We start from the raw sequence: 25,466 nt of genomic DNA on the forward strand, positions 1-25,466 counted from the left end.
GGTACCGGTCGGTCACGAACGGCCGCTCGGCGATACCACCATGGCCGAGCCGCCACCGCGCCGCACCTTTTCGGCTGCGGCGAGCCAGCGCCCTCCGGGGAGGCGCTGGATGCCCGTGGCCGCCCCGATCTCCGGGTTCGCCTTGAACACGTGCCCGAGCGCCTCCAGTTTCCCGCGCACCGGACTGTCCCACAGCCCCGGCTCGATCTCGGTCGTGGCCGAGTTGCGCTGGCTGGCGCGCGGTGCGGCGATCGCGTCCACCAGCGGCAGCCCCCGGTCCAGGTGTCCCGTCAGGGATTGCAGCACGGTCGTGATGATGGTGGCGCCACCCGGCGACCCCAGGGCCAGGACGGGCTGTCCGTGCTCCAGCACGATGGTCGGAGAGATCGACGACCGCGGACGCTTGGCGGGACCGGGCAGGTTCGGGTCGTGGACCGCCGGGTCGGCCGGGGCGAACGAGAAGTCGGTGAGCTCGTTGTTGAGCAGGAATCCCCGCCCCGGCACCGTGATGCCGCTGCCGCCCGTCGACTCGATCGTCAAGGTGTACGCGACGACGTTGCCCCACTTGTCGGCGGTGGTCAGGTGCGTCGTGTTCTCTCCCTCGTACGTCGTCGGGGCGGCCTCACCTCCGGTGGCGCAGCGGACGGGGTCGCGCGGGTCACCCGGGGCCAGCGGGCTGGTGAGCACCGCGTCGTCCTTGATGAGGCACTCGCGCGAGTCCGCGAACCGCTGGCTGAGCAGGCCGCGCGTCGGCACGTCCTCGAACGCGGGGTCGCCGACCCATCGGCCCCGGTCGGCGAACGCGATCCGGCTCGCCTCGATGAGGCGGTGCAGGTACTGCGTCTCGCTCGCCCTGGAAAGGTCCGTCGACTCAAGGATGTTGAGGGCTTCGGCCACGCTCGTACCGCCCGACGAGGAGGGCGCGATGCCGTACACGTCGAGTCCCCGGTAGGCGGTCCTCGTCGGGGCCTGGCGCAGTGCGCGGTATGCCTTCAGGTCGGCGGTCGTCAGATCCCCGGGGCGCACCACCCGCGTCGCCGCCGGGTCCACGGGCGGCTTGCGGACCGTCGACACGATGTCCCGTGCCAGCTCGCCCCGGTACAGCGCGCCGACGCCCTCACGGCCGAGCGTGCGGTAGGTGCGGGCGAGGTCGGGGTTCCTGAAGACGGATCCGGTCGCCGGCGGCTTCCCGCCGGGGAGGAAGAGAGCGGCGGTCGCGGGGAAGTCGGCGAACCGCGCCTCGTTGGCCGCGGTCTGCGACCGGAACGTCTCGTCCACGACGAATCCGTCCCGGGCCAGCCGCTCGGCCGGTTCGAGCAGCCGCCCGAGCGGCTTGCTGCCCCACGCCTCCAGGGCCTTCTCCCAGGTGGCGGGGGTGCCGGGGGTGCCGACCCCCAGCCCGCTGGTGACGGCGTCGTTGAAGGGGATCGGCTGTCCGTTCTCCAGGAAGAGCGAGGAGTCCGCGCTCCGGGGTGCGGTCTCCCGGCCGTCGATGGTCTGGACGGTGCGCGTCCTGGCGTCGTAGTGGACGAAGTATCCGCCGCCGCCGATGCCCGCCGAGTAGGGCTCGGTGACACCCAGCGCGGCGGCGGTGGCGACGGCCGCGTCGACGGCGTTGCCTCCCTTGCGCAGGATCTCGATCCCGGCCGCCGAGGCGTCCGCGTCGACGCTGGACACGGCTCCGCCGTATCCCACCGCGACCGGGGACTTGGGAGGTGGCACGGGTGGTGCCGAGGCCGCGGGGGCCGCTGCACCGAGCGAGCCGATGACGGCGATCACACTTAGGAACGACACATTCCGGCCGACGGAACGACGCATCCGTACCTCCTGTGAAGGATCGTCCGCGCAGGGTAGCGCCGCACCGCCCGTACCGTCAGGACCGCCTCGGCCGCGCGTCCGATCGGACCGCCGATGTGCCCGCTCCCGTATGACGGCCGGCGCGCCGCCGGCCCCGGCCCGCAGGCGGCGTGCGTCGGGCCCTTGCCCGACAGGACCGCCCGCACACTCCTCCGAGGCCCGAAGTCCAGCTCCGGCAGGCGTGGTTCGGGTCGGCCGGGATCGTACGAAGACCCGGGTGCCGTCGCGTTGTCCGGTGCGGGCGCCGGGCCGCTCGTCGGCCCGGGCGACAAGGTCCCGGACGCCTGTCCGGTCTCCTTCGGCGTGCGAGCGAGGCCGTTCAGAACGGAACGGCAGGGAACGGAACGGCGGGCGACGGAACGGCAGGGAACGGAACAGTACGGTACGGAACACGGGGCGCACCGCTCATCCGGCCGCCTCCTCCGGCGGCGTTCCCGCGCCGCTCCCCCGCCGCGGTACGACCTCCATCGGCCCGGACGTCCGCGTCCGATGCTTCTTCCCGGCTCCGCCTCAGGAGATACAGCGCCCGTTTGCGATAAATATTTGCCCGATCCCCGCCGCACGCCTCTCCCGGGGTGTCATTTCTTCCGCAATTGGGCTGCCCTACGGTCCCGTTCCGCCGTATCCGTTCGATTCCGGGTGACCGATCGGAGCGTGGCCCGCCACGTCCGCGCGGGTCCGCGTGACCGGCCTGAGGGGCGCATGTGTCACCCATTGTTCATCCCGCCTGTCACGGAGGGGCACGGCGTGTCCGAACGGGCACGCGGAAAGAAGGGGAATCTGACGGCCGCCACGCGAACACGCCTGGTCGGGGTGCACACGCCGCTCGATAGAGTCACAATCGAGCGCCGGAGCATTTCCTGGATGCCCGTTCCGGATCCCGTACCGGGATGGCCGATATGTGCTGATGGCATATCAGTTCTGTTGCGTGGAGGCTGAGTTTGTGGCCACTGCGCGTCGGGCCGTCTTGCCGCCCGCCAAAAGACCCTGATGTGATGACACTTTGGGACCGGCGGGACAGGGGGACGCCGGTGTTCGAGGGGTGGCAGCAGCAGCTGCTCAGGGGCCTGCTGGAGGGACGCGTTTCATGGGCGAGGACACAGGGGTGAGTGGAGTCCGGTTCCGGATTCTGGGCTCGTTCGAATGCTGGGACGGGCCGGAACGCGTCCGGGTGGGTGGCCCGGTGCACGAAAGGGTGCTGGTCACCCTGCTGTTGGAGCCCCAGCGCGTGCTTCCCGTCTTCCGCTTGGTGGAGGCGGTCTGGGACGAGAACGCACCCGCCACGGCGGCGCACCAGGTGCGCAAGGCGGTCGCCGAGTTGCGGCAGCGTATTCCCGACGGCCGGAACCTGATCGTCACCGAGGGGCCGGGGTACCGGGCGCTGACCACACCCGAGCAGGTGGACCTCAGCCGTTTCACGGAAGGACTGAAACAAGCCAGGGAGGCGACCGCCGCCGGACAGAGCGCGTTCGCGGCCACCGCGCTGCGTGAGGCGCTCGACCTCTGGCGGGGTCCCCTCCTTTCGGGCAGCGGCGGGTCGGTGCTCTCCGCCGCCTCCGCCGCACTGGAGGAACGGCGCCTGACGGCCGTCGAACAACTCTTCGACCTACGGCTCGCCGCGGGCGAGGGCGCGGAACTCATCGGGGAGTTACGTGAGTTCATCGAGGCCCAGCCGCTCCGCGAGACGCTTCGCGGGCAACTCATGCTGGCGCTCTTCCGGTCCGGCCGGCAGGCCGAGGCACTGGACGAGTTCTCCAAGGTCCGTGAGTTCCTGGTCGACGAGCTCGGCATCGGCCCCGGCGACGCCCTCACCGACCTGCACCACGCCATCCTGCGCAACAGCCCCGAGCTGGCCGCACCGCCGCAGCCCACCGGGCCCGTCATCGCTCCGTTCACCCCGGAGGGCTCGCCCTCCACCCTCCCCTACGACCTGCGCGACTTCACCGGCCGCGAGGAGGAGGTGGGCCAGCTGCTCGGGTTCGTGGAGGGCGCTCCCGCCACCGGACCGCTCATCGTCGCCATCGACGGCATGGGCGGCAGTGGCAAGACCTCCCTCGCGGTGCGTGCCGCCCATCAGCTCGCCGAGCGCTATCCCGACGCGCAGCTCCACATCGACATGCGCGGGTTCACCCCGAGCGGGCAGCCCCTGAGCGCCGGGGCCGCAGCCGAGGCCCTGCTGCGCATGCTCGGCGCGCCCGGTGAACGCATCCCCGACGACGCGGAGGGCCGCATCGCCCTGTGGCGCCGCACGATGAGCTCCCGCCGGATGATCCTGCTGCTCGACAACGCCGTGGACGAGTCCCAGGTCAGACCGCTCCTCGCGTCTCCCACCCAGACCCTCGTCCTGGTCACCAGCCGTGCCCTGCTCGTGGACCTGGACGCCGCACACACCGTCTCCCTCGGTGTCATGCCGCCGCACGACAGCATCGCCCTCGTCGAGGGGGTCCTGGGCGCCGCACGAGCCCGGGCCGAGCCGGAGGCCGTCGCGCAGCTCGCGGAACTCTGCGGTCACCTCCCGCTCGCCCTGCGCATCGCCGCCGCCCGGCTGCGCAAGCGGCCCCGGTGGACCGTCCGCTACCTGGTCGACCGGCTCCGCGACGACGCCCACCGGCTGGCCGAGCTCAACTCGGGCGAGCGCAGCGTGGAGGTGACCCTGCGGCTCTCCTACGAGGGCCTGTCGGCCGAGACCCGGGAGGCGTTCCGGCTGCTGGGCCAGCATCCGGGAGCGGAGATCGACGTGTACGCGGCGGGGGCCCTGCTGGACAAGCGGGCGCGGGACGCTGAGGACATCCTGGAGTACCTCCTCGACATGCACCTGCTGCAACAGCACGAGACCGGGCGGTACGCCTTCCACGACCTGGTCCGCAACTTCGCCCAGAACCTCTCGCGGGGCACCGGCCGCCCCGCGCCCGGGTCCGGTGCTGAGGCCGAGGGGGACGAGGAGGCGGCGCGCGCCGTGCGCCGCCTGCTGGACTTCGCGCTGGGCGCCACCGACGCCGCGTGCGACCTGCTCTTCCCCGGGCGGGCGCGGATCCGGCGCCCCGAGCACGGGACGACGGCCGAACTCCCGCCGCTGAGCACCCCCGAGCAGGCCAGGGACTGGCTGGAGCGCGAGCAGGACTCGCTGCTGGCAGCCGTGTCCCTCGCGTACCGCTGGGAGCTGGACAGCCACGTCGGGCTGCTCGCCGCCAACGTTGTCTTCCCCCTCGACCTGCGCGGACGGCTGGAGGAGTTCAGGGAGCTGTGCCGGACCGCCGTCACCGCCTCCCGCAGGCTCGGGGATCCGGAGCTGCTGCGGCTGAGCCTCTCCAACCTCGCCGTCGCGTGCTGGAAGCTGGGCCGCTTCGAGGAGGGCATAGAAATGTCCGAGGAGGCCTTCGATCTGGCGGTGAGCCTCGCCGACCGGCGCGGCGAGGCCAAGGACACCGGCGTCCTCGGCCTCCTGCTCAGCGCGCTGGGGCGGTACGACGAGGCGCTGCCCCGCCTGGAGCGGTCCATCGCGATCAAGCGGGAACTCGGCGCGGAACGCGCCGAGGCGGAGTCCCTGACCAACCTCAGCAACCTGTACACCGAGTGGGGGCGCTTCCCCGAAGCCGCCGAGGCCGCGTCCCGTGCCGTCACGCTCTCCCGGAGCATCGGGGCGGTCGACAAGGAGGTCGAGGGACTCTCCGACCTGGCGGTCGCCCGGCTCGGCCTGGGCGCGGCCGACGAGGCCGCCGACCTGCTGCGCCGGGCCCGCAAACTGGCCGTGGACGTCATGTCGCCGGCTGACATGTCCCTGGTGCTCGCCCTGTCCGCCGAGGTCGCCGACCGGCTCGGGGAGGGCACTCAGGCCACCGAGTGGGCGGAGTCGGCGCTCCAGCTCGGCAATTTGAGCGGCGCGCCGATGCGGGAGGCCGCCGTCGGCAACATCGTGGGCCGTCTGCACGCCCGCAGGGGCCGGTACGCCCTCGCTCTCGAACTCCACCAGCGGGCGCACCGGGCCGCCTCGGGTGTGGGCTACCGCGTCGAGGAGGCACGGGCGCTGGCCGGCATGGGCCACGCGCTGGAGAACCTCGGGGAGCACGCGACGGCCCAGGCCCATCTGGCGACCGCGCACAGGGCGTTCGAGGCGATGGGAATCCCCCAGGAGATCTGACCCCGGGGAACCTGGCGGGCGGCGGCAGCGACGCGCGTAGGGATCCGCGAGGCGTCCGTACGTCCTCCTCGGACAGACCGATGCCCCGCCGCCCGGAGGTTTCCGGGGGCGGGGCATCGGTCTGTCCGAGGAGCGGGACGCAGGAGGGCGGTCGCGCCGGCGGAGGCGTCACACCGCGAGGTTGGGGCCCTCACCGTCGGACGCGCGGGCCACGTTGGGACCCTCACCGTCGGACACCAGGGCGACGTTGGGACCCTCGCCGTCCGACGCGGGGGCGAAGTTCGGGCCCTCGCCACCCGGCGCGGGGGCGAAGTTCGGGCCCTCACCGTCGGACACCGCGACGTTCGGACCTTCACCGTCCGACGCGGGGGCGAAGTTGGGGCCCTCACCGTCGGACACCAGGACGACGTTGGGACCCTCGCCGCCCGGCGCCGGGGCGAAGTTCGGGCCCTCACCATCCGACACCAGGGCGAAGTTCGGACCCTCGCCGTCGGACACCAGGGCGACGTTGGGACCCTCACCGTCCGACGCGGGGGCGAAGTTCGGGCCCTCGCCACCCGGCGCCGGGGCGACGTTCGGGCCCTCACCATCCGACACCAGGGCGAAGTTCGGGCCCTCGCCGGAGGTCGGCTTGGCCGGGGCGACGTTCGGGCCCTCGCCGGAGTCCGTCAGGGACAGCGTGGCGGCCACGGAGGCGAGCGCGGTGAGGTCCGTCGTGTCCTGCGAGGTGCCCGTGTTTCCCGCGCCCAGCGTGAGAACGGCCGCCGTGACGATTCCCGCGATCGTGAACACCGTGTTCCGCATGTGATTCCCGCCTTCTGGAGTGGTCTTGCCTGGGCTTTCCTGCTGACAGGAACGACTTTCGCGAGACCCGCTCCCGGCCCGTTCCACATCCGCTACCGGGCTGCGCAACCCGACGGGAACGGAGCGGGAAACCCTCACCACAGGCGTCCTCGGACGCGGGTGCGGGACGTACGGACAGCGGTGTACGGGGCGGCACACACCCCCCGAACGACGACGTCGGTCCTCCGGACCACGACCGGGTCAGGAGGACCGACGTCACTGCTAAGCCCCGGGTCTGCCAGGAGCACCGTTCACTAGGCGGTCCCGGCACGTGCGGGAGGACCGTGGGCAGGTCAGGTGAGGCCGTCCAGGACGGCGGCCGTACGGGTGGCGAGTTCGGCAGGAGTGAGGGCGGTGAGGAGGACGTGTCCGTCGCACACCTCCCGGACCCCCGCGAGCGTCGCGACCCCTTCCGGCACGGCGCCGGGACCGGGCAACGGGACGGCTGCGGCGCATCCGACGAGCACCGGCGCCTCCATCGGCTTCCCGGACAGCACACGCACCAGTTCCCGTTCGGGCACCAGCCCCGTGGTCAGTTCGATGAGCCGGGAGGTGGGCCACTTCGCCTGCTCGGCGACGGAACCGACGATGCGGAGGCCGTCGTCGGTGCGCGCGACGCGGGTGCAGGCGTACCCGAACTCGTACCCGGCCAGGTCGAGCAGTCCGGTGGCCAGGGCCCGGATCTCCGCCTCCTCCTGCCCCGTGAGCGGTGCGGGGAAGGTGCGTACGGGGACGCCCTCGCGCCCCGCGCCGGCAGCACCGGGCGTGGCCCCCGCGGGGCCGGGGCCCGGCGGGCCGCCGCCGGGGCCCGCGGCCCCGGCGGCGGTCGCGCCCGTTCCCGTACGGCGCAGCTCGACGATGCCGGTGACCCGGTGCATCCCCTCCGCCGTCAGTGTCTCGACGCCGTACTCGACGTCGTACGGCAGCGGCCCGTCCTCCTCCCCTGCGGGCATCGCGACCGCCTCCCACTGGGGACCGCTGCGGGTCAGCAGGCCCCGGATCCGTGACGGGTCGGCGAGGAGCGGGGCGGCGGCGGCCGGGTTCGGGGACAGGCCGAGGTGTTCGGCCGTCTCCAGCACGGCGGGCCGGGTGCTTGCCTCGCCGCAGGCGATCAGCCTGCTCACCCGGTGGATGCGGCCGGTCTCCGCGAGGTGCTCGCGAAGGGTGTCGTCGTCGGCGAAGCACTCCGTGCCGGTGACGGTGACGCGGAAGCCTGCCTCCGTCGCCTCCGACACCAGCCGGGGCGGCGGGGAGACGAGCAGAAGGCGGCGCGGGTCGGAACCAGGGGGTCCGCCGGACGGCGTCATGGCTGTCCGCCCGTGCCCTGCGGGGCGGGCGTGACGGCGTCGTCCCCGGACTGGAGCACGTCGGCGAGTACGCCGCCCTTCCCCCAGTGACCGGTGTCCACGTCCCGCACGATGACGGTGACGGCCTCCTTGGGACACCCCGCGATGCGGGACACGGAGGCGGTCAGTTCGCTGACCAGCTGCTGGCGTGCTTCACGGTCGTTCCCTTTCCACCAGTCGACAGAAATAACGGGCACGGGGAGCTCCTCTGTTAGTGGCCGGGTGGGTCGTCGCGCGGTGCGGCCCGGTCGCCGCCACCGCGGGCCGGCACTCCGGAGGACCCGGTGTGCGGCGAAGTGGTGCTCAGGCGAGCGTGGGGGCAGCCGTTCCCGTCTCTTTCCCGCCACGTTCCCCCTTCGTTCCGCGGTGGCCGCTCCGGGCCCCACGGAGCGGGAACGGGCGGGGACTCCAGCGGGAAGGCGGCCGGGCACGCTCTGTTCCAGTCAAGAGGCCCGCCCCGCCACTGGAGCCACGATGAGCCTGCTCAGTCCGACGAAACAGGAGCCGAACCCGGCCTCCGGCCGCACGTCCGGTACCGCCCCCACGGGCGGCCCGGCCGGGACCGGCGCCACGCCCGCCTCCCCCACTCCCCGCCTCCTGCACGCCCTCAGGGAGGACCTCGGTGTCGTCGTCGCACGCGACCCGTCCGTGCGGGGGAAGAAGGAGGCCGTACTGCACCCCGCCCTCACCGCGCTGTGGGCGCACCGGATCGCGCACCGCCTGCACGGCCGCGGTCTGCGGATACCGGCCCGGCTGCTCGCCCGGTGGGCGCGCCGGGTGACGGCCGTCGAGATCCACCCGGGCGCCGTGCTGGGCCGCCGGGTCTTCATCGACCACGGAGCCGGGGTGGTCATCGGTGAGACGGCCGTCGTCGGTGACGACGTGACGATGTACCACCAGGTCACCCTGGGCGCGGTCGGCTGGTGGAGCGACAACAAGCGGCCCGAGGGCGACCGCCGCCACCCCGTCGTGGGCAGCGGTGTCATCCTCGGCGCCAACTCCACCGTCCTCGGCCCGGTGACCGTCGGCGACCGCGCGGTCATCGGCGCCCAGGCCCTCGTCAACAAGGACGTCCCCGGTGGTGCGCGGGTGCTGGCACCCACCGCCGTCATCAAGGAGCCGGGCCGCCGGCCGGAGCTGATGGAGGACGTCTTCACCGTCATCGCCTCCGCGGGTTCCTGGTGACGGTCCCGGCCCGTGTGCACCTGCCTCCCCCCACCCCGACTCCTCACGAATGCGAGAGATGAGAACCGTGTCGACCACCGCACAGGCCCCCCTGGCCCCCTTCGCCCCCGTCCGCCCCTCGGTCGCCTCCCGTATCGAGGACCTGGTCGGCTCCACCCCGCTGCTGGAGCTGCGCCTCCGGGACCTGGCCCCCGGGGCCCGGGTGCTGGCGAAGCTGGAGTCCGCCAACCCGATGTCCTCCAGCAAGGACCGTGCCGCCCTCTACATGCTGCGGGCCGCCGAGGACCGCGGTGACCTCCCGCCGGGGGGCACCGTCATCGAGGCCACCTCGGGCAACACCGGTATCTCGCTGGCCGCCTTCGCGGCCTCGCGCGGCTACCGCTGTGTGATCGTGCTGCCGGACAACGCCACCCCCGAACGGGTCAAGCTGCTGCGGGCCTTCGGCGCGGAGATCGTCCAGACGCCGAGCGCGCTCGGCTACCCGGGGGCCATCGCGGAGGCGGAGCGGCTGCACGCGGCCACCCCCGACTCGTGGTTCCCGTGCCAGCACGAGAACCAGGACAACGTCCGGGCGCACTACGAGACCACGGGCCCCGAGATCCACGCCGCCGTCGCGGCCACCGGGCGCCGGATCTCCGCCTTCGTGTGCGCGGTGGGCACCGGCGGAACCCTCACCGGGATCGCCCGCCACCTGAAGGAACAGGACCCGGACGTGCGGGTGATAGCCGTCGAGCCGGAGAAGTCGCCGATCCTCTCGCGGGGTTACGCGGGCCAGCACCGCATCCCGGGCCTCAACGGCGGTTTCGTCGCCGACACCACCGACGTCACGCTCATCGACGAGGTGCTCACCGTGTCGGACGAGGACGCCCTCCTCACCGCCCGCCGGCTGGCCAGCGGCCAGGGCCTGTTCGCCGGGGTGTCCTCCGGCGCGGCCGTCCACGCCGCCGAACTCGTCGCGCGCAGGCCCGGGTACGCCGACGGCCTCGTGGTCACGCTGCTGCCCGACACCGGTGAGCGCTACCTGAGCATGTGGGAGGCCTGAGCATGAGCCACGCGATGTTCCGGGCGTACGCCGACGCGGTGAAGGCCGAGATCGGAGTGGCCACGACCACCCGTTTCATAGCCCTCGCGGAGACCACCGACGGCCGCTTCGGACTCTTCCACCACTCGATGCTCCCGGGTGCCGGCGGCGCCGACCCGCACTACCACTCCCAGATCTCCGAGTCCTTCTACGTGCTGAAGGGCGAAGTGCGCCTGCACGACGGGACCGGCTGGCGCACCGCCAGGGCAGGGGACTTCCTGCACGTGCCGGAGAACGCCGTGCACGGCTTCCGCAACGAGAGCGACTCGCTCGTCGAGATGCTCATCATCTTCACGCCCGCGGAGCACCGCGAGGGCTACTTCCAGGGCCTGGCCGCCCTCCTCGCCGACGGCAACCGCCCGTCCCGCGAGGAGATGGTCGCCCTGATGGAGAAGTACGACCAGTACGAGGTCGAGGCCCCCGACACGGACCACGACCACCGGCACGCGGACCCGCACCCGCACGTACACGCGCACGCCCACCACTGACCGCTCGCACGTCCTCCACCTCCCTCGAACACCCCGCTCCACCCTCGACGAGGAGAAACCCGCCATGAACCTCACCAACTGGGGCCGCTTCGGCCTGCTGGCCGCCCTGTGGGGCTGCAGCTTCGCCTTCATCAAGATGTCGCTGGAGGCCTTCGCGCCGCTCCAGCTGGCCTCGGGCCGCCTGATCGTCGGCACGCTCGTCGTCCTCGGGATCCTGGCCCTGAAGCGGCTGACCCTGCCCTCCCGCAAGCTCTGGGGGCACATCGCCGTGGCGTCCGTCTTCGGCAACGTCATCCCGTTCACCCTCTTCGCCATCGGCGAGCAGCACACCACCGCCACCATCGCCGGGGTCATCCAGGGCGCGACCCCCCTCATCACCATGGGTGTCGCGGCCCTCGCCCTCTCAGAGGACAAGCCGACGACCCGCAAGGTGGCCGGCCTGACCGGCGGGTTCATCGGGCTGATCGTGGTCGTCGGGCCGTGGAACACCGACGGGTTCGGCACGCTCGGCGGACAGCTCGCCTGTGTCGGCGCCGCGGCGAGCTACGCCGTCAGCTTCGTGTACGTACGCCGCTTCATCGGCCCCCACAAGCTGCCGGCCCTCTCGGTGACCGCCGCGCAGCTCGGCTCCGCCGCCGTCATCACCGTGGTGGTCACCACCTTCATGACCGGCTGGACGCTGAACGGCGACCTCACGGCCAAGCCGGTGCTCGCCCTGCTGGTGCTCGGCGCCGCCTCCACCGGTCTCGCGTTCGCCCTGCTCAACCGCCTCATCGCGGACGCCGGTCCGACGACGGCCTCCGGGGTGAACTACCTCGTCCCGGTGTTCTCGGTGGCGGTCGGTGTGCTGGCCCTCGGGGAGCCGCTGACCTGGAACGTGCCGGTGGGCGGCATCGTCGTCATCGCCGCGCTCGCCCTCGCGGAGGGCCGTATCAGCGCCCTGTCCAGGCGCACGGAGCCCGCCCCGCCCGCACCGGCGGCACCCGCCCTCGTGGCGGAGAAGGCCTGCCCGTAGGCAGCTGCCCCACACCGCGCACCACTCCGAGCCGAGGGCCGGCACGTACACCCGTCCAGGGTGTCCGCGCCGGCCCTCGGCTTTCCGCGTTTTCACGTTTCCGCACGTCAACTCCCTTGCGCGGGAGGGGGAACGGGGTGGCCGCGGGTCCGGGAACCTTCCCGGTCATGTCCTTCGCAGCGGTAGCGGAGCGGGAGTACGGCGGGATCGCCCGGGCCCAGTCTGAGGTCACAGGAAGAGGGAGGCACCAGACCCTCTCCGCTCCCTCCCCCACCCCCAAGGAGCGCACCGCATCATGCACGCATCCACCTCCGGATCCCTCATGGCGACCCCGCTCGGGGACGCCCGCATCATCGCCTCCGCCGACTTCGGCTTCGCCCCGCTGCCCGGCCGGCGGACCACGCTCGCGACCCCGGTCAGCCCGGCCGCCGGCGCCACACACGTCACCCTGCACGTGGTGCGCGTCGCGCCGGGCGAGTCCTTCAGCCCCGAGGCGAGCGCCGAGGAGGAGAACACCGTGGTCGTCTTCTCCGGCCACGGCACCGCGACGGTCGGCTCACGCACCCAGGAGGTGGGCCGCGGGCACGCGGTGTACGCACCCACCGGGCAGACGCTGACCCTCACCGCCGACGAGGACGGCACCGCCGGCGGCGACGGCCTCGTCTCCGACGCGGAGGCCGTGACCGCCGACGGGGCGGCACTGACCGCCTACGTCTGGCGCACGCCCCTCGCCGCCGGCCGCCGCCCCGGCACGGACCCCGAGCCGTTCTCCACGCTCTGGGACGAGACCACCCAGCTGCGCGGCTTCGGCGGCACGGGGCAGGTCAGCCCCGACGCCGACCGCGCCACGATGAACTTCGTCTTCTGGCCCGGCAACGGCAGCAGCCAGCTGTGTCTGCACTGCGGCATCCAGCAGCCCGGCCAGACCTTCAACGTCCACCTCCACCCCGACAGCGACGAGGCGTTCATCGCCTTCGAGGGCATCGGCCAGATGTACCTCCGCGACCGCTGGATCGACGTCACCGCCGGGGACGTCCTGTACGCCGCCCCCGGCGTCCTGCACGGCGCGCGCAACCCGCACACCGGTCCCGACGCCCTGCGCTTCGTGACCTGCGGCGGTCCCAGCCCGTACGACCCGGCGCTCTACTCCGCCGCCGGTCTCCCCTCCGACGTCAGGTGACCTGAGCCATGTGCCGAATCCACGGATCCTTCCACGCCCGAACCACCGCCCAGGAGATGCGCGACGTCGCACTCCTCCAGCACCACGGCGGTCCCGACGACCAGTCCTTCGCCCAGGGCTCCGGCTGGGCCCTCGGCAACAACCGCCTGTCGATCATGGACCCCGAGGGGGGCGCCCAGCCGTACCGCCTCGGTGACATCACCGTCGTCTTCAACGGCGAGCTCTACAACCACGACCGGCTGCGCACCGAACTCATACGCCAGGGCTTCCACTTCGAGGACCGGTGCGACGGCTCGATCCTGCCGGCGCTGTACCTCACCTACGGCGACGGGTTCGCCGAGCAGCTCGACGGCATGTTCTCCGTCGCCGTCATGGACCTGCGTGCGGCCCCGCGCCTGGTGATCGCCACCGACGCCTCCGGCATGAAGCCGCTCTACTACCACTGGGAGGAGCGCAGCGGCCGCTTCCACTTCGCCTCGGAGCTGCCCGCCCTGCTCGGCTTCACCGACGTACGCCCCTACGAGGACGAACTGGGCCTGCACACCTACCTGTCGGCCAAGACGCCCTTCGGCCAGCGCACCATGTTCCAGGGCATCGACGTACTGCCGCCCGCCGCCACCGCGGTCGTGACCCGCGAGGAGGGCCTGCGCCTGGCCACCCGGCGGATGGGGTACGAGAGCGCGCCGTCGGTCCGGGAGGAGCGCAGCCTGACCCAGGCGGGCGGGGAACTGCGCGACCTGCTGGCCCGGGAGGTGTCCCGGCTACTCATCGCCGACGCCCCGGTCGCCGCCATCACCTCCGGCGGTCTCGACTCCAGCCTGGTGACGGCGCTCGCCGCACGCGCCCTGTGGGACCGGGGGGCCTCCGGGGCCCTGCACACCTTCAACATCGCCTACACCGGCAACTGGCCGGGCGACGAACGCGAATTCGCCGCCGAGGTCTCCCGGCACACCGGCACCGTCCACCACCAGGTGGAGATCGACCCGGCCACCTTCCCCGACCTGATGGGCGACGTGGTCCGGCACCTGGGCCAGCCGAACGCCGACCCGATCACCCTCAGCACGTTCTCGCTGTTCCGGGCGGTCCGCGACGCCGGGTTCAAGGTGGCCCTCACCGGCGACGCGGCCGACGAACTCTTCGGCGGGTACGCCCGCATGACGCAGGCGGTCGCCGCGCCGGAGGGCTCCGACTGGGCCGGCGCCTACCTCGACCACCTGGCGGCCGTGCCGCGGTCCCTGCGCGAGCGCCTCTACACCGGCGAGTACGCGGCACGGGTCCACGCCCAGGGCTCGGCCATGCCGGCCGGTCTCACCGAGACGCTCGCGTACGGCACGGGCAGCCGTCTCCAGCGGATCTCCCGCATCGAGCAGCGCTACCGGCTGCCCGCCTACCACCTGCGGCGGGTCGACCACCTGTCGATGGCCAGCTCGGTGGAGGCCAGACTGCCGTTCTGCCAGCCGAGCATCGTGCGCTACGCGGCGACGCTGCCCGACCACCACCGCACCATCCCCGGCACGGGTGTCAAGCGCGCCCTGTACCGGGCCGCCGACGGGCTGCTGCCGGACAGCGTCCTGAACCGCCCCAAGCAGCCGTTCACCCTGCCGATCACGGCGATGCTGGCCCCCGGCCAGCGGATGTGGGCGATGGCCCGCGACGTCCTGTCACCGCAGGCCCTGCGCGCCGACGGCCGGCTGCGCTACGACACCGTGGACGCCCTGTTCGCCGAGCAGAAGGCCCGGCCGTCCGACCAGGTGTCGCTGGCCCTGTGGGCGCTGATGTCGCACCAGATGTGGCGCAGCGAGTTCTTCGGCTCGTCCGCCAGGGCCGCGGTGCGCACGCCCGAGACCGCGGGGGCCGTCGGATGAACGTCTCCCTCGCCAAGGCGCACGGCGCCCCCTGCCCCACCGTCGTCCTCGACGGCCGTGCCTTCCCCGAGTCCGGTCCGGAACTGCTGGACGCGCTGACCGGCCTCCGGGCCGACCTGAGCGGGCAGGGTGCCGGCGACGTGCTGAAGAACGCGATCGTCAGGCCGTCCCGCCACCCGCTCTTCGACCTCGACTACCGGTTCGTGCAGTCGCTCCCGCAGAGCAACGACAGCTTCGACCTGCGCGGCTCGTGCGGCCACTCGATCCTGGCCGCCGTCGAGGCGGCCGCCCGCACCGGGATGATCCAGCCGCTCGTGCCGGGCTGCCGGGTCCGGGTCAACGTGCTCAACAACGGCGACAACGTGGTGTGCGAGACCGAGGAGACCTCGGACGGCGGCACCCGGTTCACCGCGCACTTCCTGTGCTCGCCGCCGCTGGAGATGCCCGAACTCCTCATGACGGGCGACCCGGTGACCCGCGTCCCCTTCGAAGGGGGGTCGGTGCCCGTGTCGCTGGTGTCGATGGGCAACCCGTACGCCTTCGTGGACGCCCGTGACCTGGGAGTGGCCGGCCCCGGCGCCCTGTTCGCCGACGACACCCGGCTGTTCGGGGCGATGACCCGGCTGCGGGTCGCGGTCTGCGAGTCCCAGGGCTGGGACACCTTCGGGGCCTTCCCGAAGATCGCCGCCCTGCTGCCGCAGGAGGGAGGCGGACTGTTCGTACGGGCGGTCTCCGTGCCCTCCTGGCACCCCACGGTCGCGCTGACCGGGGCGATCTGCCTGGGCGCCGCGGCCGGGATCCCCGGCACCGTGCCCTGGTCGCTGGCCGGATCCGAGGCGCGCGACCCCGACGCGCTGCTGCCGGTGCGCACCCCCGGCGGTTCGGTGCGGGTCGCGGCCCACTCGACGCACGGCTCCGACGGAGTGCGCAGGCTCGCATGGGTGTCGGTCGCCGAGAAGCAGGTCGAGTACCGGGGGCTGCTGCGGCGCCCCCTGGCCACCGCCGCCCCGCGGCCCCGTTCCGCCGGCGGCACCCTCACCGCCGTACTCAGCCCGTCCGACCACACTTCCGAGGAGACACCGTGGGTTCCGCTGACAGCCTGACCGCCGTACGTGAAGCGACACCGCGGGTGCCGCACGATCTCTTCGCCGGTGAGCCGCACATGCCGACCGGTCACCGCAGGAGCGGCCGCGTCGCCACCGCCCTCCCGCCCCTGACCCCGTCACCCAGCGTCCTGAGCCGCCTCGCGGCGTGCGCCGAGGAGGCCGACCGCAGCGGGGAGCCGGACCGTGAGGCCGTCGCCGTGCTGCGCGGCAGCGGACTCCTCGCGCTCGCCGTCCCCAAGTCCCACGGCGGCGCGGGAGCGGACGCGGTGGCGCTCAACACCTGCGTCGAGCAGGTCGCCACCGTGAACGCGTCCGCCGCGATCATGCTCTTCCAGCACTGCGCCGTCACCAGCCGGGTCGTCGAGAACGGCACCCCCGCCCAGCACCGCGAGGTCCTGCCCCTGCTGGCCGCCGGACGGTGGCTCGCGGCCTCCGCGTGGTCGGAGAGCGGGGCGGGCGCCGACAAGAAGAAGCTCTCCACCCTGGCCCGCCGCACCCCCGACGGGGGCTGGCTGCTCGACGGGGCGAAGTCCTTCACCACCAGTGCCGGGCTGGCCGACGTCTATCTCGTCCTGGCGCAGTCGCAGGAGGAGCCCGCCCCCTCCGGCGCCTCCTCGCAGGACACCGGGTACGGGGCCGCCGGGCAGACGTTCTTCCTGGTACCCGGCGCGAATCTCGGCCTGGTGCCGGACACCTCGCTCCGGCTGTCCGGGATGCGCGGTTCCGCGACGGGATTCGTGTCGGTGCGGGAGTGCCGCGTGCCCGACAGCGCGCGGCTCGGCGCCCCGGGTGTCGCGGCCTCCATCATCGCCCGGGTCCGCAACAGCGGTGCCTCGCTCGGCGCGGTCGCCGTGGGCCTGGCCCAGGCGGCGCTCGACGCGGCGCACGAGCACGCGGCGCGCCGGGGGCTGTACGCGCACCAGGCGGTACGCCACCGCCTGGTGGACCTGGCGACCCAGGTCGAGACCGCCCGGGCGGTGGTGGAGCGAGCCGGCCGCCGCACGTCGGCCGACCCGGGGATGACCACCCTGCACTCCAAGCTGGCCTCCTCCGCGACGGCCGAACGCGTGGTCGCGGACGTGGCCCAGTTCCTGGGCTCGGCGGGATACGTCGAGACGCACCCGATCAACCGGTTCGGGCGTGACGCCCGTGCCGTCGCCCTGATGGGACCGACCAACGACCTCTGCAAGGAATTGGTGAGTCTGCCGTGGAACCGTTGAACACCGCCCCCACGTCCCGCATGTCCCCGGCTTCCCGCCACGCGTCCGCCGCACCGGCCGACCTGGTGGTGCGGGGAGGCCGTCTCGTCACCCCGGAGGGGGTCCGCGAAGGAACGGTCGTCGTCCGTGACGGCCGTGTCGACGCCCTCCTCGCGCCGGACGATCCGATCCCCTCGGGTCCGCGCCTGGACGCCCGCGGGCAGTACGTCCTGCCGGGCCTGATCGACTCGCACGTGCACTTCCGTACCCCCGGTCTCGAACACAAGGAGACCTGGGAGAACGGCAGCCGGGCCGCTCTCGCCGGCGGTGTGACGACCGTGATGGACATGCCCAACACCCGGCCGCCGTCCCTCGACACGGCCTCCCTGACGGCGAAGGCCGCCCTGATCGCGGGCCGTTCCTACGTGGACCACCGCTTCCACATGGGGGCCGACCCCGATCACCCGGAGGTGCTCGCCGACCTGGACCCGGCGGTGGCGACCTCGGCGAAGGCCTTCATGGCCGGGCACCACACCGCACCCGTGGTCTTCCGCGAGGCGCACCAGCTGGAGGCGGCCTTCGCGGCCGCGGCACGCGGCGGCGTACGCCTCGTGCTGCACGCCGAGGACCAGCACGTCTTCGACCTGCTGGACTCCAGGACCGGGGAGCCCGGTACGTACGGCGCCTACGAGCCGCACCGCCCGCGCTCCGGGGCGATCGTCGCCGTCGCCAAGGTCGTGCACCTGGCACGCACCCACGGTACGAAGGTGCACGTGCTGCACGTCTCGTCGGCGGAGGAGACCGAGCTGCTGGCCGCCGCGGCGGCGGAGGGACTGCCCATCACCTTCGAGGTCACGGGCCACCACCTGTCCTTCACCGACCACGACACGGCCCTGCGCGGCCCGCGCACCCGGCTGTCCCCGGCGATCCGTGCCCCCCGGGACCGGGAACGGCTCTGGCAGGCGGTGCTCAGCGGTGAGGCCACCACCGTCGGCAGCGATCACGCCCCGCACACGGTGGAGGAGAAGAACCGGCCGCCGGCCGAGGCTCCGCCCGGTCTGCCCGGCGTGCAGGAACTCGCCGTCTCCGTGTGGACGGGCATGCTCGCCCGGGGGATCGAGGCGGACACCGCGGCCACGCATCTGGCGCGGCTGATGGGCACCGGGCCCGCGGACCTGTTCGGACTGCCGGGCAAGGGCCGGCTGGCGGTCGGGGCCGACGCCGACCTCGTGCTCCTGGACCCGGCGGTGCGCTGGCAGCTGTCGGCGAAGCACGTGCAGTCGCTGTGCGGCTGGTCGGCGTACGAGGGCTGGATGTTCACCGGACGGTTCACGACGGCCGTGACGGGCGGCCGGGTGGCCTGGGACCTGGCCCGGGGCACACTGGGCGAACCCCGTGGCCGCTGGCTGCCGGGACCCGCCGGGCCCTCCACCGAGGCCGATTCACCGACCGTGCCGCAGCGTGAGCTCGAACTGGAAGGGGCCTCCCGATGAGCGCCACGACTCTGCTCCCCGTGTCCGCCGCACCGTCCCCGGTCACCCACGGCTCCGCGGCACCGTCCGCGGTCCTGGACCCCGAGGCTCCGGGCGTGGTCATGTCCCGCGACATACCGGCCGACGAGTTCCGTGCGGCGATGGCCTCCCTCGCCGCCCCGGTCACGGTCGTGACGTGCTACGACGACTCGGGCAGCCCGAGGGGTCTGACCGCCAGCGCCGTGTCCTCGCTGTCGCTGGACCCGCCGCTCCTGCTGGTCTGCCTGGACCGGGGCTCGCGCACCCACGACGTGCTGACGGGAGCGGCCGCGTTCACGGTCCATCTGCTCGGGCCGGAGAACGAGGCCCTGGCGAAGAAGTTCGCGGGGCCCACCGGACAGCGCTTCGACGGGGTCTCCCTCGCGACGGGCCCGACCTCCCGTCATGCTCCTCAACTCGCCGACAGCGCCCTGCGGTTGACCTGTGCCCGGCACGACGTGATCGAGGCGGGGGACCACACCATACTGGTGGGCCGGGTGTCGGTCGCCGACTGCCTGGGCCGCCCGGCCGGCGGCCTGGTGTGGCACCACAGGGGCTTCGCGCACGCGAGGCCGACGGAGGCCCGCTGAACGGGCGCAGGGTACCGACGGCGTCCGGGGGGCGCCGGGAGGTGCGGACGCGTGGCAGGCGCGCGATGAGCGGTGGCCCGACCGGGAAGCCCCGGGCGGGCCACCGCCGCGTTCACCGGGCCCCGTGCGGCCGCCCCGCGGCACGGGACCTCCTCGGCGGGCACGGCGGCCACGGTCGGCAGGGCGGCCCCCCGTCGTCCGTCCGGACGACACGGGACCGCCCTGGCCTGGCGGACTCCTCGGCGATGCCCCCTCACGTCTTCCAGGACCGGTACCGGGACGGGCTGTCCGTGGGCGTGGAGCCGGATTCCACGCCCACGGTCGTCCGGGCCGGTCGGATGGGACCCGGTGTCCTCCACCGGACCTCGTCGCATCGGCCGCGACCCGGCCGGCACGCAGCTGACCTTCTCCCCGCCGGGCACGGATCCGGGTGGCGTCCCGTTCCCGCGGTGCGAGGAGTGATCACCGGCTGCTGCCGGACGGACCGGCCGACGGCTATCTCGTACGGCCGGGCAGCACCGTTCCCGGTTCCGCGGCCGCGACGCCCGTCCCCTCCGTCTTGGGGTTGCGCCGCTCCCGCTTCGCCACCCAGGTGGCGAACCAGGAGAGCAGCATGCACATGCCGATGTAGATGGGCGAGATCACCATGACCACGGGGATGAACGGCAGATCGTAGTCGAGGTTCGACGCGATCAGCTTGCCCGCGTGGAGGAACTCCTCGTAGGTGATCAGGTAGCCCAGCGAGGTGTCCTTCAGCGCCACGACCAGCTGGCTGATGATCGTGGGCAGCATGGCGCGGACGGCCTGCGGGGCCAGGACGTGGACGGTGACCTGTGTCTTGCGCATGCCCAGCGCGTAGGCCGCCTCCCGCTGCCCGCGCTCCACGGAGTTGATCCCGGTGCGGAACACCTCCGCGAGCACGGAGCCGTTGTAGAGGGTCAGGCCGGCCACCAGGGCAGGAAGCGGCTGGACCTTGAGCGCGACGAAGATGAAGAAGATCATCACCAGTACGGGCATGGCCCGGAAGAACTCGACCAGCACCGTCGAGACCCACCGCACCGGCCGGTGGTCGGAGAGCCGGCCGACGGCGAGGACCGCGCCGAGTGCCAGGGAGAGGACGGCCGCGTAGGCGAAGGCCTTGAGGGTGTTGCCCAGACCGCGCAGCAGCAGTTCCTGGATGCCCTTGTAGGTGAAGGGGGTCCATTTCGCGCTGGTGAACTGGTCGGTGTCGAAGAGCAGGTAGAGGAGCCAGCCGAACAGCGCGAGGATCGCGGCCGTCGCGACGAGTCCGTAGACGCGGTGCCGCTTGCGGGTGACGGGGCCCGGGATGTCGTAGAGGGCGGTCGCGGAGGTGGAGGCGTGGGTCATCGGGCGACTCCCCAGCGCTTCTCCAGCAGGTGGAAGAGCGCGCTGATGGCGAGGGTGATGATCAGGTATCCGACGGCGATCCAGACGAAGGACCAGATGATGCTGTAGCCGAGTTCGTTGAGGGTCTTGTACGTGCCGAGCAGCTCGGTGACGCTGAAGGCCCCGGCGATCGCCGAGTTCTTGGCGAGGGCGATGAGCGTCGATCCCACCGGGGGGATCACCGACCGGAAGGCCTGGGGCAGCACCACGTTGCCCAGCGTCTGCCCAAAGGACATCCCGAGGCTCCGGGCGGCCTCGCCCTGCCCCGTGGGCACGGTGTTGATGCCGGAGCGCAGGGCCTCGCAGATGAAGGCCGAGGTGTAGCAGCCCAGGGCCAGGACCGCGAAGACCTGGAACGGCAGGACCAGGCCGAAGCGCGGCAGGCCCAGCAGCACCGCGAAGAACAGCAGCGTGAGCGGGGTGTTGCGGAGCACCGCGACCCACACGGTGCCGATCACCCGGAGCGATCCGACGGGGGCGACCCGGAAGGACGCCATCACGAAGCCGAGCACCAGCGCCAGGACCGAGGCGTACACGGTGAGTTCGACGGTGCCGAGGAAGCCCTTGCCGTAGAGCGAGAAGTTGTCTGTCAGTACGTCCATGGTGGCCCGCCCCTCAGGTCGCCGGGTAGCGGTCGATGGGCGGCGGTGTCGGCGCGGGAACCCCGGACAGCCCCAGGGTCGCTTCGAACGCCTTCTTCCAGTTGCCGTTCTTCTCGTTCGCCTCCAGCGCGTCGTCGAGCGCGAAGCGCAGCGCGTTGTCGCTGCGCGGGACTCCGATGCCGTACGGCTCCTTGGAGAAGGGCTTGCCGACCACCTTCATCTCGTCCGGGGCCTTGGCCGCGAAGCCGAGCAGGATGGCGTCGTCGGTGGTGACGGCGTCGACCTGGAAGGTCAGCAGGTTGTCGACACAGATCGAGTAGGTGTCGTAGGCGACGAGATGCGCCTTGGGGTAGTCGGCGGCGATGCGCTGGTACGGCGTGGAGCCGGCGGCCGAGCAGACGGTCTTGCCCGCCAGGTCCTGCGGGCCGTGGATGTCGTTCTCGTCGGTGCGCACCAGCAGTCCCTGGCCGGCCATGTAGTACGGCCCGGCGAAGCCGACGAGCTTCTTGCGCATGGCGTTGATGGTGTAGGTGCCGACGTAGTAGTCGATCTGCCCGTTCTGGAGCGCCGTCTCACGGTTGGCGGAGGCGATGGTCCGGAAGCGGATCGTGCTGGGCCGGAAGCCGAGCGACGCCGCCATCATGCGGGCGATCTCGATGTCGAAGCCCGAGTAGACGCCGGTGGCCGGGTCCTTCTCGCCGAGGTAGGGCTGGTCCTCCTTGGCGCCGACCACGAGATAGCCGCGGCTCCTGGCCTTCTCCCAGGTCTTCGACCCCGGAAGTGTGAAGCCGGTGTCGACCGTGTACCGGGGCAGCGCCTCGGCCTTGGGCCCCTTGACGGGCGGGCTGCCCTCCCTGCCGCAGCCGGCGCCGAGCGCGGCGGCCAGGAGACAGAGCAGCACGGCCGCGATGTTCCTCGTACGCAACACGGTGCCCCCCGTCAGTGCTTGAGGATCTTGGACAGGAAGTCCTTGGCCCGGTCGCTCTCCGGGGCGGTGAAGAAGTCCTCCGGGGTCCGGTCCTCGATGATGCTTCCGTCGGACATGAAGACCACGCGGTTGGCGGCGGAGCGGGCGAAGCCCATCTCGTGCGTGACGACCACCATGGTCATGCCCTCGCGGGCGAGCTGCTGCATGACTTCGAGGACCTCGTTGATCATCTCGGGGTCCAGGGCGGAGGTGGGCTCGTCGAAGAGGAGCGCCTTGGGGTCCATGGCGAGGGCGCGGGCGATGGCGACGCGCTGCTGCTGGCCGCCGGAGAGCTGGGCGGGGAACTTGTCGGCCTGCGAGGCGAGTCCGACGCGGTCCAGCAGTTCCCGGGAGCGCCGGTCGGCCTCGTCCTTCTTGCGCCCGCGGACCTTGAGCTGGGCGAGCGAGACGTTCGCCAGCACGGTCTTGTGGGCGAACAGGTTGAACGACTGGAAGACCATGCCGACTTCGGCCCGGAGCTCGGCGAGTCCCCTGCCCTCCTCGGGGAGCGGCTTCCCATCGATGGCGATCTGGCCGGATTCGATCGTCTCAAGCCGGTTGATCGTCCGGCAGAGCGTTGATTTGCCCGATCCTGAGGGGCCGATGACCACCACCACCTCCCCGCGGCCGACGGTGAGATTGATGTTCCGCAGTACGTGCAACGTCCCGAAGTGCTTGTTGACGTCCCGCAGCTCGATCAACGGATCGACGGCCATACGCTGCCCTACCCACTTATCGCTTGTGTCGAGGTCAGCGAAAACTATCCGGGCGGGAGAGGCCCGCCGGGGCCGACACGCACCGGCGGCGCATAAGGCTGTTTATCGCGTTTTGACCTCGGGGCCGCTCTCCGCCGACTCCGCGTACATCTCCGAGAGCTCGGGGCTGCCCGACATCGCCCAGTCCAGACCTGCGGCGACGACGTCGATCTCCCGGCCCGAGGCCAGCCGCACGACGGGCTTCCCGCCGGCCAGGATGTCCCAGACTGCCCCCGGGACGGTGCGCACCAGGACGGTGCCGAGGTAGAGGCCGGCGTCGTTGCCCACCCAGGGCAGCTCCTCCGGGTCGTCGCGCCAGATCGGCGGCAACTGGTCGAGCGCGGACAACGAGGCGGGGCGGTCGTCGAGTTCGAGGCCGCACTGCGCCGCACGGGCGCGCAGCAGCTCGCATTCCGCGAACAGCTCGGCCACGCCCTCCGGGTCGGTCCGGACGGCGGCCGCGAGGGCCGTTCGCCGTGTACCGCCGTGACGCTTACGCCAGTTGTCCAGGAAAGGGATGTTCATACCACCAGGATCCCACCCCGGAGGCGTTCCGCATCGCAGGGCACGCAGCCTGTACCGGTTCCGGGACCCACCCCGTACATGATCCGGCCATGTCCTTAGGGTACGGGCATGACCTCGCGGAACTACCTCTCCGAACTCTTCTCGCTCGAAGGCCGGGTCGCCGTGGTGACCGGCGGCAGCTCAGGCATCGGCCGGGCCATCGCGGGGGCGCTCGCCCACGCCGGCGCGAGCGTGGTGGTCGTGGCGCGCGGCGAGAGGGAGCTGGCGCGGACCACGGGCGAACTCACCGACGACGGCTGCCGGGCCGCCTGGGTGAGCGCCGACCTCGCGACCGGTGAGGGGGTGCGCGCGGCGGGCGAGCGGGCCGCGGCCGCGTTCGGTGAGCCCGACATCCTCGTCAACTGCGCGGGCGTGAACCTGCGTCCGCCGATGGGTGAGCTGGACGAGGACGTCTGGGACACCACGATGACGGTGAACCTCAAGGCCCCCTATCTGCTGGGCCACCGGTTCGGACCGGGCATGGCCGAGCGGGGCTTCGGCCGGATCATCCACATCACCTCCCAGCAGGCGCACCGGGCGTTCGTGCGGAGCGGCGCGTACGGGGTCTCCAAGGGAGCGCTGGAATCCCTGGCCCGCTCGCAGGCGGAGGCCTGGTCGCCGTACGGGGTCACCTGCAACACGCTGGTGCCGGGATTCGTGATGACGCCGCTCAACGAGCGGCTGTCGTCCGATCCGGAGCAAGTGGCGGCGCTGGCCGCGCGCACGATGGTGGGACGCAACGGGCTGGCCGGGGACTTCGCGGGCGCCGCGGTGTTCCTGGCGAGCGCCGCCTCCTCCTACGTGACCGGGCAGTCACTGTTCGTCGACGGCGGGTTCTCGGTGCACTGAGCGCCGCCGGGTGACACCCGGGGCCGCCCCGGAAAGGGGCGGCTCCCGCCGGACGCCGCAGACGGGCCGCCGCGGCCGCGCGTAGGGTCCGGCGGGCGCCTCGGGCCCGGACGGGGCCGAGAGCGGCGCCTCAGACGTCGAGGTCCACGACCACCGGGGCGTGGTCCGAGGCGCCCTTGCCCTTGCGCTCCTCACGGTCCACGTAGCTGTCCCCGACCGCCGCGGTGAAGGGGGCGTTGCCGTAGACGAGGTCGATGCGCATGCCGTTGTTCTTCGGGAAGCGCAGCTGGCGGTAGTCCCAGTAGGTGTACGGGTGGTCGTACTTGAGGGGGCGCGGCACCACGTCGGAGAGCCCTTCCTCCCGCAGCGCGGCCAGCGCCGCGCGCTCGGCGGGGGTGACGTGGGTGGAGTCCACGAAGAGCGACGGGTCCCAGACGTCCTCGTCGGCCGGCGCGATGTTGAAGTCACCGAGGACGGCGAACGGCAGCGTCCCGGCCGCGTCCGCCGCGACGGCCTTCCGCAGGGCCTCCAGCCAGCGCAGCTTGTAGGCGTAGTGGTCGTGTCCGACCTCGCGGCCGTTGGGGACGTAGACGGACCAGACGCGTGCTCCGCCGCAGGTCGCGGAGACGGCCCTCGGCTCCTGCACGCCCTCGTACTCCGGGCCGTCGGGGAGGCCCGTCACCACGTCCGCGAGACCGACGCGGGAGAGCACCGCGACGCCGTTCCACCGGCCGGTGGCGTTGACCGCGGACTCGTAGCCCGCCTCACGCAGTGCCTCGGCGGGGAACTGCTCCAGCGTGCACTTGGTCTCCTGGACGCAGAGCACGTCGGTGCCGCTGCTCTCCAGCCAGGCCAGCAGCCTCGGCAGCCGGGCGGTGATCGAGTTGACGTTCCAGGTGGCGATGCGCATGCGGCCAA

At 72.4% G+C, this 25,466-nt stretch carries 22 protein-coding genes; 12 read left to right on the plus strand and 10 right to left on the minus strand.

Translation table 11 applies throughout. The annotated features are described in order from the left end of the window. Positions 1–12 precede the first annotated feature (12 nt). Positions 13–1,818: a gamma-glutamyltransferase gene (gene ggt / locus ACFVS9_RS17240; protein ID WP_383116001.1), complete on the minus strand. Its 1,806-nt coding sequence runs from the start codon at positions 1,816–1,818 to the stop codon at positions 13–15. A 1,126-nt stretch (positions 1,819–2,944) separates the two neighbouring features. Between ggt and ACFVS9_RS17245 the strand changes: the two genes are divergently transcribed. After that, positions 2,945–5,995 (plus strand): BTAD domain-containing putative transcriptional regulator, encoded by a 3,051-nt coding sequence (locus tag ACFVS9_RS17245; RefSeq protein ID WP_389933133.1) that lies wholly within the window; start codon positions 2,945–2,947, stop codon positions 5,993–5,995. A gap of 168 nt (positions 5,996–6,163) precedes the next feature. On the opposite strand, the gene ACFVS9_RS17250 is transcribed toward ACFVS9_RS17245, so the two are convergent. From ACFVS9_RS17250 to ACFVS9_RS17260, 3 genes are all read right to left on the minus strand, one after another. Beyond that, on the minus strand, positions 6,164–6,799 hold the full coding sequence (locus tag ACFVS9_RS17250; RefSeq protein WP_389933136.1) for a hypothetical protein: 636 nt from the start codon (positions 6,797–6,799) through the stop codon (positions 6,164–6,166). Positions 6,800–7,131: 332 nt separating this feature from the next. Beyond that, positions 7,132–8,145, minus strand: a complete 1,014-nt coding sequence (locus tag ACFVS9_RS17255; RefSeq protein WP_389933138.1) for a hypothetical protein — start codon at positions 8,143–8,145, stop codon at positions 7,132–7,134. Next, on the minus strand, positions 8,142–8,381 hold the full coding sequence (locus tag ACFVS9_RS17260) for a 4-oxalocrotonate tautomerase family protein (RefSeq protein ID WP_383117501.1): 240 nt from the start codon (positions 8,379–8,381) through the stop codon (positions 8,142–8,144). Before ACFVS9_RS17260 ends, ACFVS9_RS17255 begins: the two co-directional genes overlap by 4 nt. Positions 8,382–8,658: 277 nt before the next feature. Between ACFVS9_RS17260 and epsC the strand changes: the two genes are divergently transcribed. The 10 genes from epsC to ACFVS9_RS17310 all read left to right on the plus strand — a co-directional run bounded on the left by epsC (position 8,659) and on the right by ACFVS9_RS17310 (position 19,404). Continuing rightward, the gene (gene epsC, locus ACFVS9_RS17265; RefSeq protein ID WP_383117500.1) at positions 8,659–9,369 is read left to right on the plus strand and encodes a serine O-acetyltransferase EpsC; all 711 of its coding nucleotides are present in this window, start codon (positions 8,659–8,661) and stop codon (positions 9,367–9,369) included. A gap of 58 nt (positions 9,370–9,427) precedes the next feature. Further along, the gene (locus ACFVS9_RS17270; RefSeq protein WP_383117499.1) at positions 9,428–10,411 is read left to right on the plus strand and encodes a PLP-dependent cysteine synthase family protein; all 984 of its coding nucleotides are present in this window, start codon (positions 9,428–9,430) and stop codon (positions 10,409–10,411) included. A 2-nt stretch (positions 10,412–10,413) separates the two neighbouring features. Continuing rightward, positions 10,414–10,938, plus strand: coding sequence for a cupin domain-containing protein (locus ACFVS9_RS17275; protein WP_383117498.1), 525 nt, complete (start codon positions 10,414–10,416; stop codon positions 10,936–10,938). A gap of 64 nt (positions 10,939–11,002) precedes the next feature. Further along, positions 11,003–11,953 (plus strand): DMT family transporter, encoded by a 951-nt coding sequence (locus ACFVS9_RS17280; protein ID WP_389933142.1) that lies wholly within the window; start codon positions 11,003–11,005, stop codon positions 11,951–11,953. 295 nt (positions 11,954–12,248) lie between these two features. Further along, positions 12,249–13,133 (plus strand): cupin domain-containing protein, encoded by an 885-nt coding sequence (locus ACFVS9_RS17285; RefSeq protein ID WP_389933145.1) that lies wholly within the window; start codon positions 12,249–12,251, stop codon positions 13,131–13,133. 8 nt (positions 13,134–13,141) lie between these two features. Continuing rightward, positions 13,142–14,998, plus strand: coding sequence for an asparagine synthase (glutamine-hydrolyzing) (gene asnB / locus ACFVS9_RS17290; protein WP_389933148.1), 1,857 nt, complete (start codon positions 13,142–13,144; stop codon positions 14,996–14,998). Next, a complete protein-coding gene (locus ACFVS9_RS17295; protein WP_383117494.1) occupies positions 14,995–16,101 on the plus strand; it encodes a PrpF domain-containing protein in 1,107 nt (368 codons plus the stop codon). The genes asnB and ACFVS9_RS17295 overlap by 4 nt, the downstream gene beginning before the upstream one ends. Further along, complete coding sequence (locus ACFVS9_RS17300) at positions 16,080–17,324, plus strand: acyl-CoA dehydrogenase family protein (protein WP_389933151.1); 1,245 nt, start codon at positions 16,080–16,082, stop codon at positions 17,322–17,324. Before ACFVS9_RS17295 ends, ACFVS9_RS17300 begins: the two co-directional genes overlap by 22 nt. Then, positions 17,312–18,796, plus strand: coding sequence for a dihydroorotase family protein (locus ACFVS9_RS17305; RefSeq protein WP_383117492.1), 1,485 nt, complete (start codon positions 17,312–17,314; stop codon positions 18,794–18,796). The genes ACFVS9_RS17300 and ACFVS9_RS17305 overlap by 13 nt, the downstream gene beginning before the upstream one ends. Beyond that, positions 18,793–19,404: a flavin reductase family protein gene (locus ACFVS9_RS17310; protein WP_383117491.1), complete on the plus strand. Its 612-nt coding sequence runs from the start codon at positions 18,793–18,795 to the stop codon at positions 19,402–19,404. Before ACFVS9_RS17305 ends, ACFVS9_RS17310 begins: the two co-directional genes overlap by 4 nt. Positions 19,405–19,899: 495 nt before the next feature. Here ACFVS9_RS17310 and ACFVS9_RS17315 read toward each other — a convergent pair whose 3' ends face one another. The 5 genes from ACFVS9_RS17315 to ACFVS9_RS17335 all read right to left on the minus strand — a co-directional run bounded on the left by ACFVS9_RS17315 (position 19,900) and on the right by ACFVS9_RS17335 (position 23,660). Beyond that, the gene (locus ACFVS9_RS17315) at positions 19,900–20,772 is read right to left on the minus strand and encodes an amino acid ABC transporter permease (protein ID WP_383117490.1); all 873 of its coding nucleotides are present in this window, start codon (positions 20,770–20,772) and stop codon (positions 19,900–19,902) included. Next, on the minus strand, positions 20,769–21,413 hold the full coding sequence (locus ACFVS9_RS17320; RefSeq protein ID WP_383117489.1) for an amino acid ABC transporter permease: 645 nt from the start codon (positions 21,411–21,413) through the stop codon (positions 20,769–20,771). Before ACFVS9_RS17320 ends, ACFVS9_RS17315 begins: the two co-directional genes overlap by 4 nt. Positions 21,414–21,426: 13 nt before the next feature. Continuing rightward, complete coding sequence (locus ACFVS9_RS17325; RefSeq protein WP_389933156.1) at positions 21,427–22,341, minus strand: glutamate ABC transporter substrate-binding protein; 915 nt, start codon at positions 22,339–22,341, stop codon at positions 21,427–21,429. 11 nt (positions 22,342–22,352) lie between these two features. Next, positions 22,353–23,096 carry an amino acid ABC transporter ATP-binding protein gene (locus ACFVS9_RS17330; RefSeq protein WP_389933158.1) on the minus strand — a complete coding sequence of 248 codons (744 nt, stop codon included), beginning with the start codon at positions 23,094–23,096 and terminating at the stop codon, positions 22,353–22,355. A 102-nt stretch (positions 23,097–23,198) separates the two neighbouring features. Then, positions 23,199–23,660: a DUF6278 family protein gene (locus ACFVS9_RS17335; RefSeq protein ID WP_383117486.1), complete on the minus strand. Its 462-nt coding sequence runs from the start codon at positions 23,658–23,660 to the stop codon at positions 23,199–23,201. Positions 23,661–23,768: 108 nt separating this feature from the next. On the opposite strand from ACFVS9_RS17335, the gene ACFVS9_RS17340 reads away from it, so the two are divergent. Then, positions 23,769–24,548 (plus strand): SDR family NAD(P)-dependent oxidoreductase, encoded by a 780-nt coding sequence (locus ACFVS9_RS17340; RefSeq protein WP_383117485.1) that lies wholly within the window; start codon positions 23,769–23,771, stop codon positions 24,546–24,548. Positions 24,549–24,678: 130 nt separating this feature from the next. Here ACFVS9_RS17340 and ACFVS9_RS17345 read toward each other — a convergent pair whose 3' ends face one another. Further along, entirely contained in the window at positions 24,679–25,458 is a 780-nt protein-coding gene (locus ACFVS9_RS17345; protein WP_389933163.1) for an exodeoxyribonuclease III, read from the minus strand. Positions 25,459–25,466 lie beyond the last annotated feature (8 nt).

The sequence above is a fragment of the Streptomyces sp. NPDC058008 genome (genome assembly GCF_042886395.1).
GTDB lineage: Bacteria > Actinomycetota > Actinomycetes > Streptomycetales > Streptomycetaceae > Streptomyces.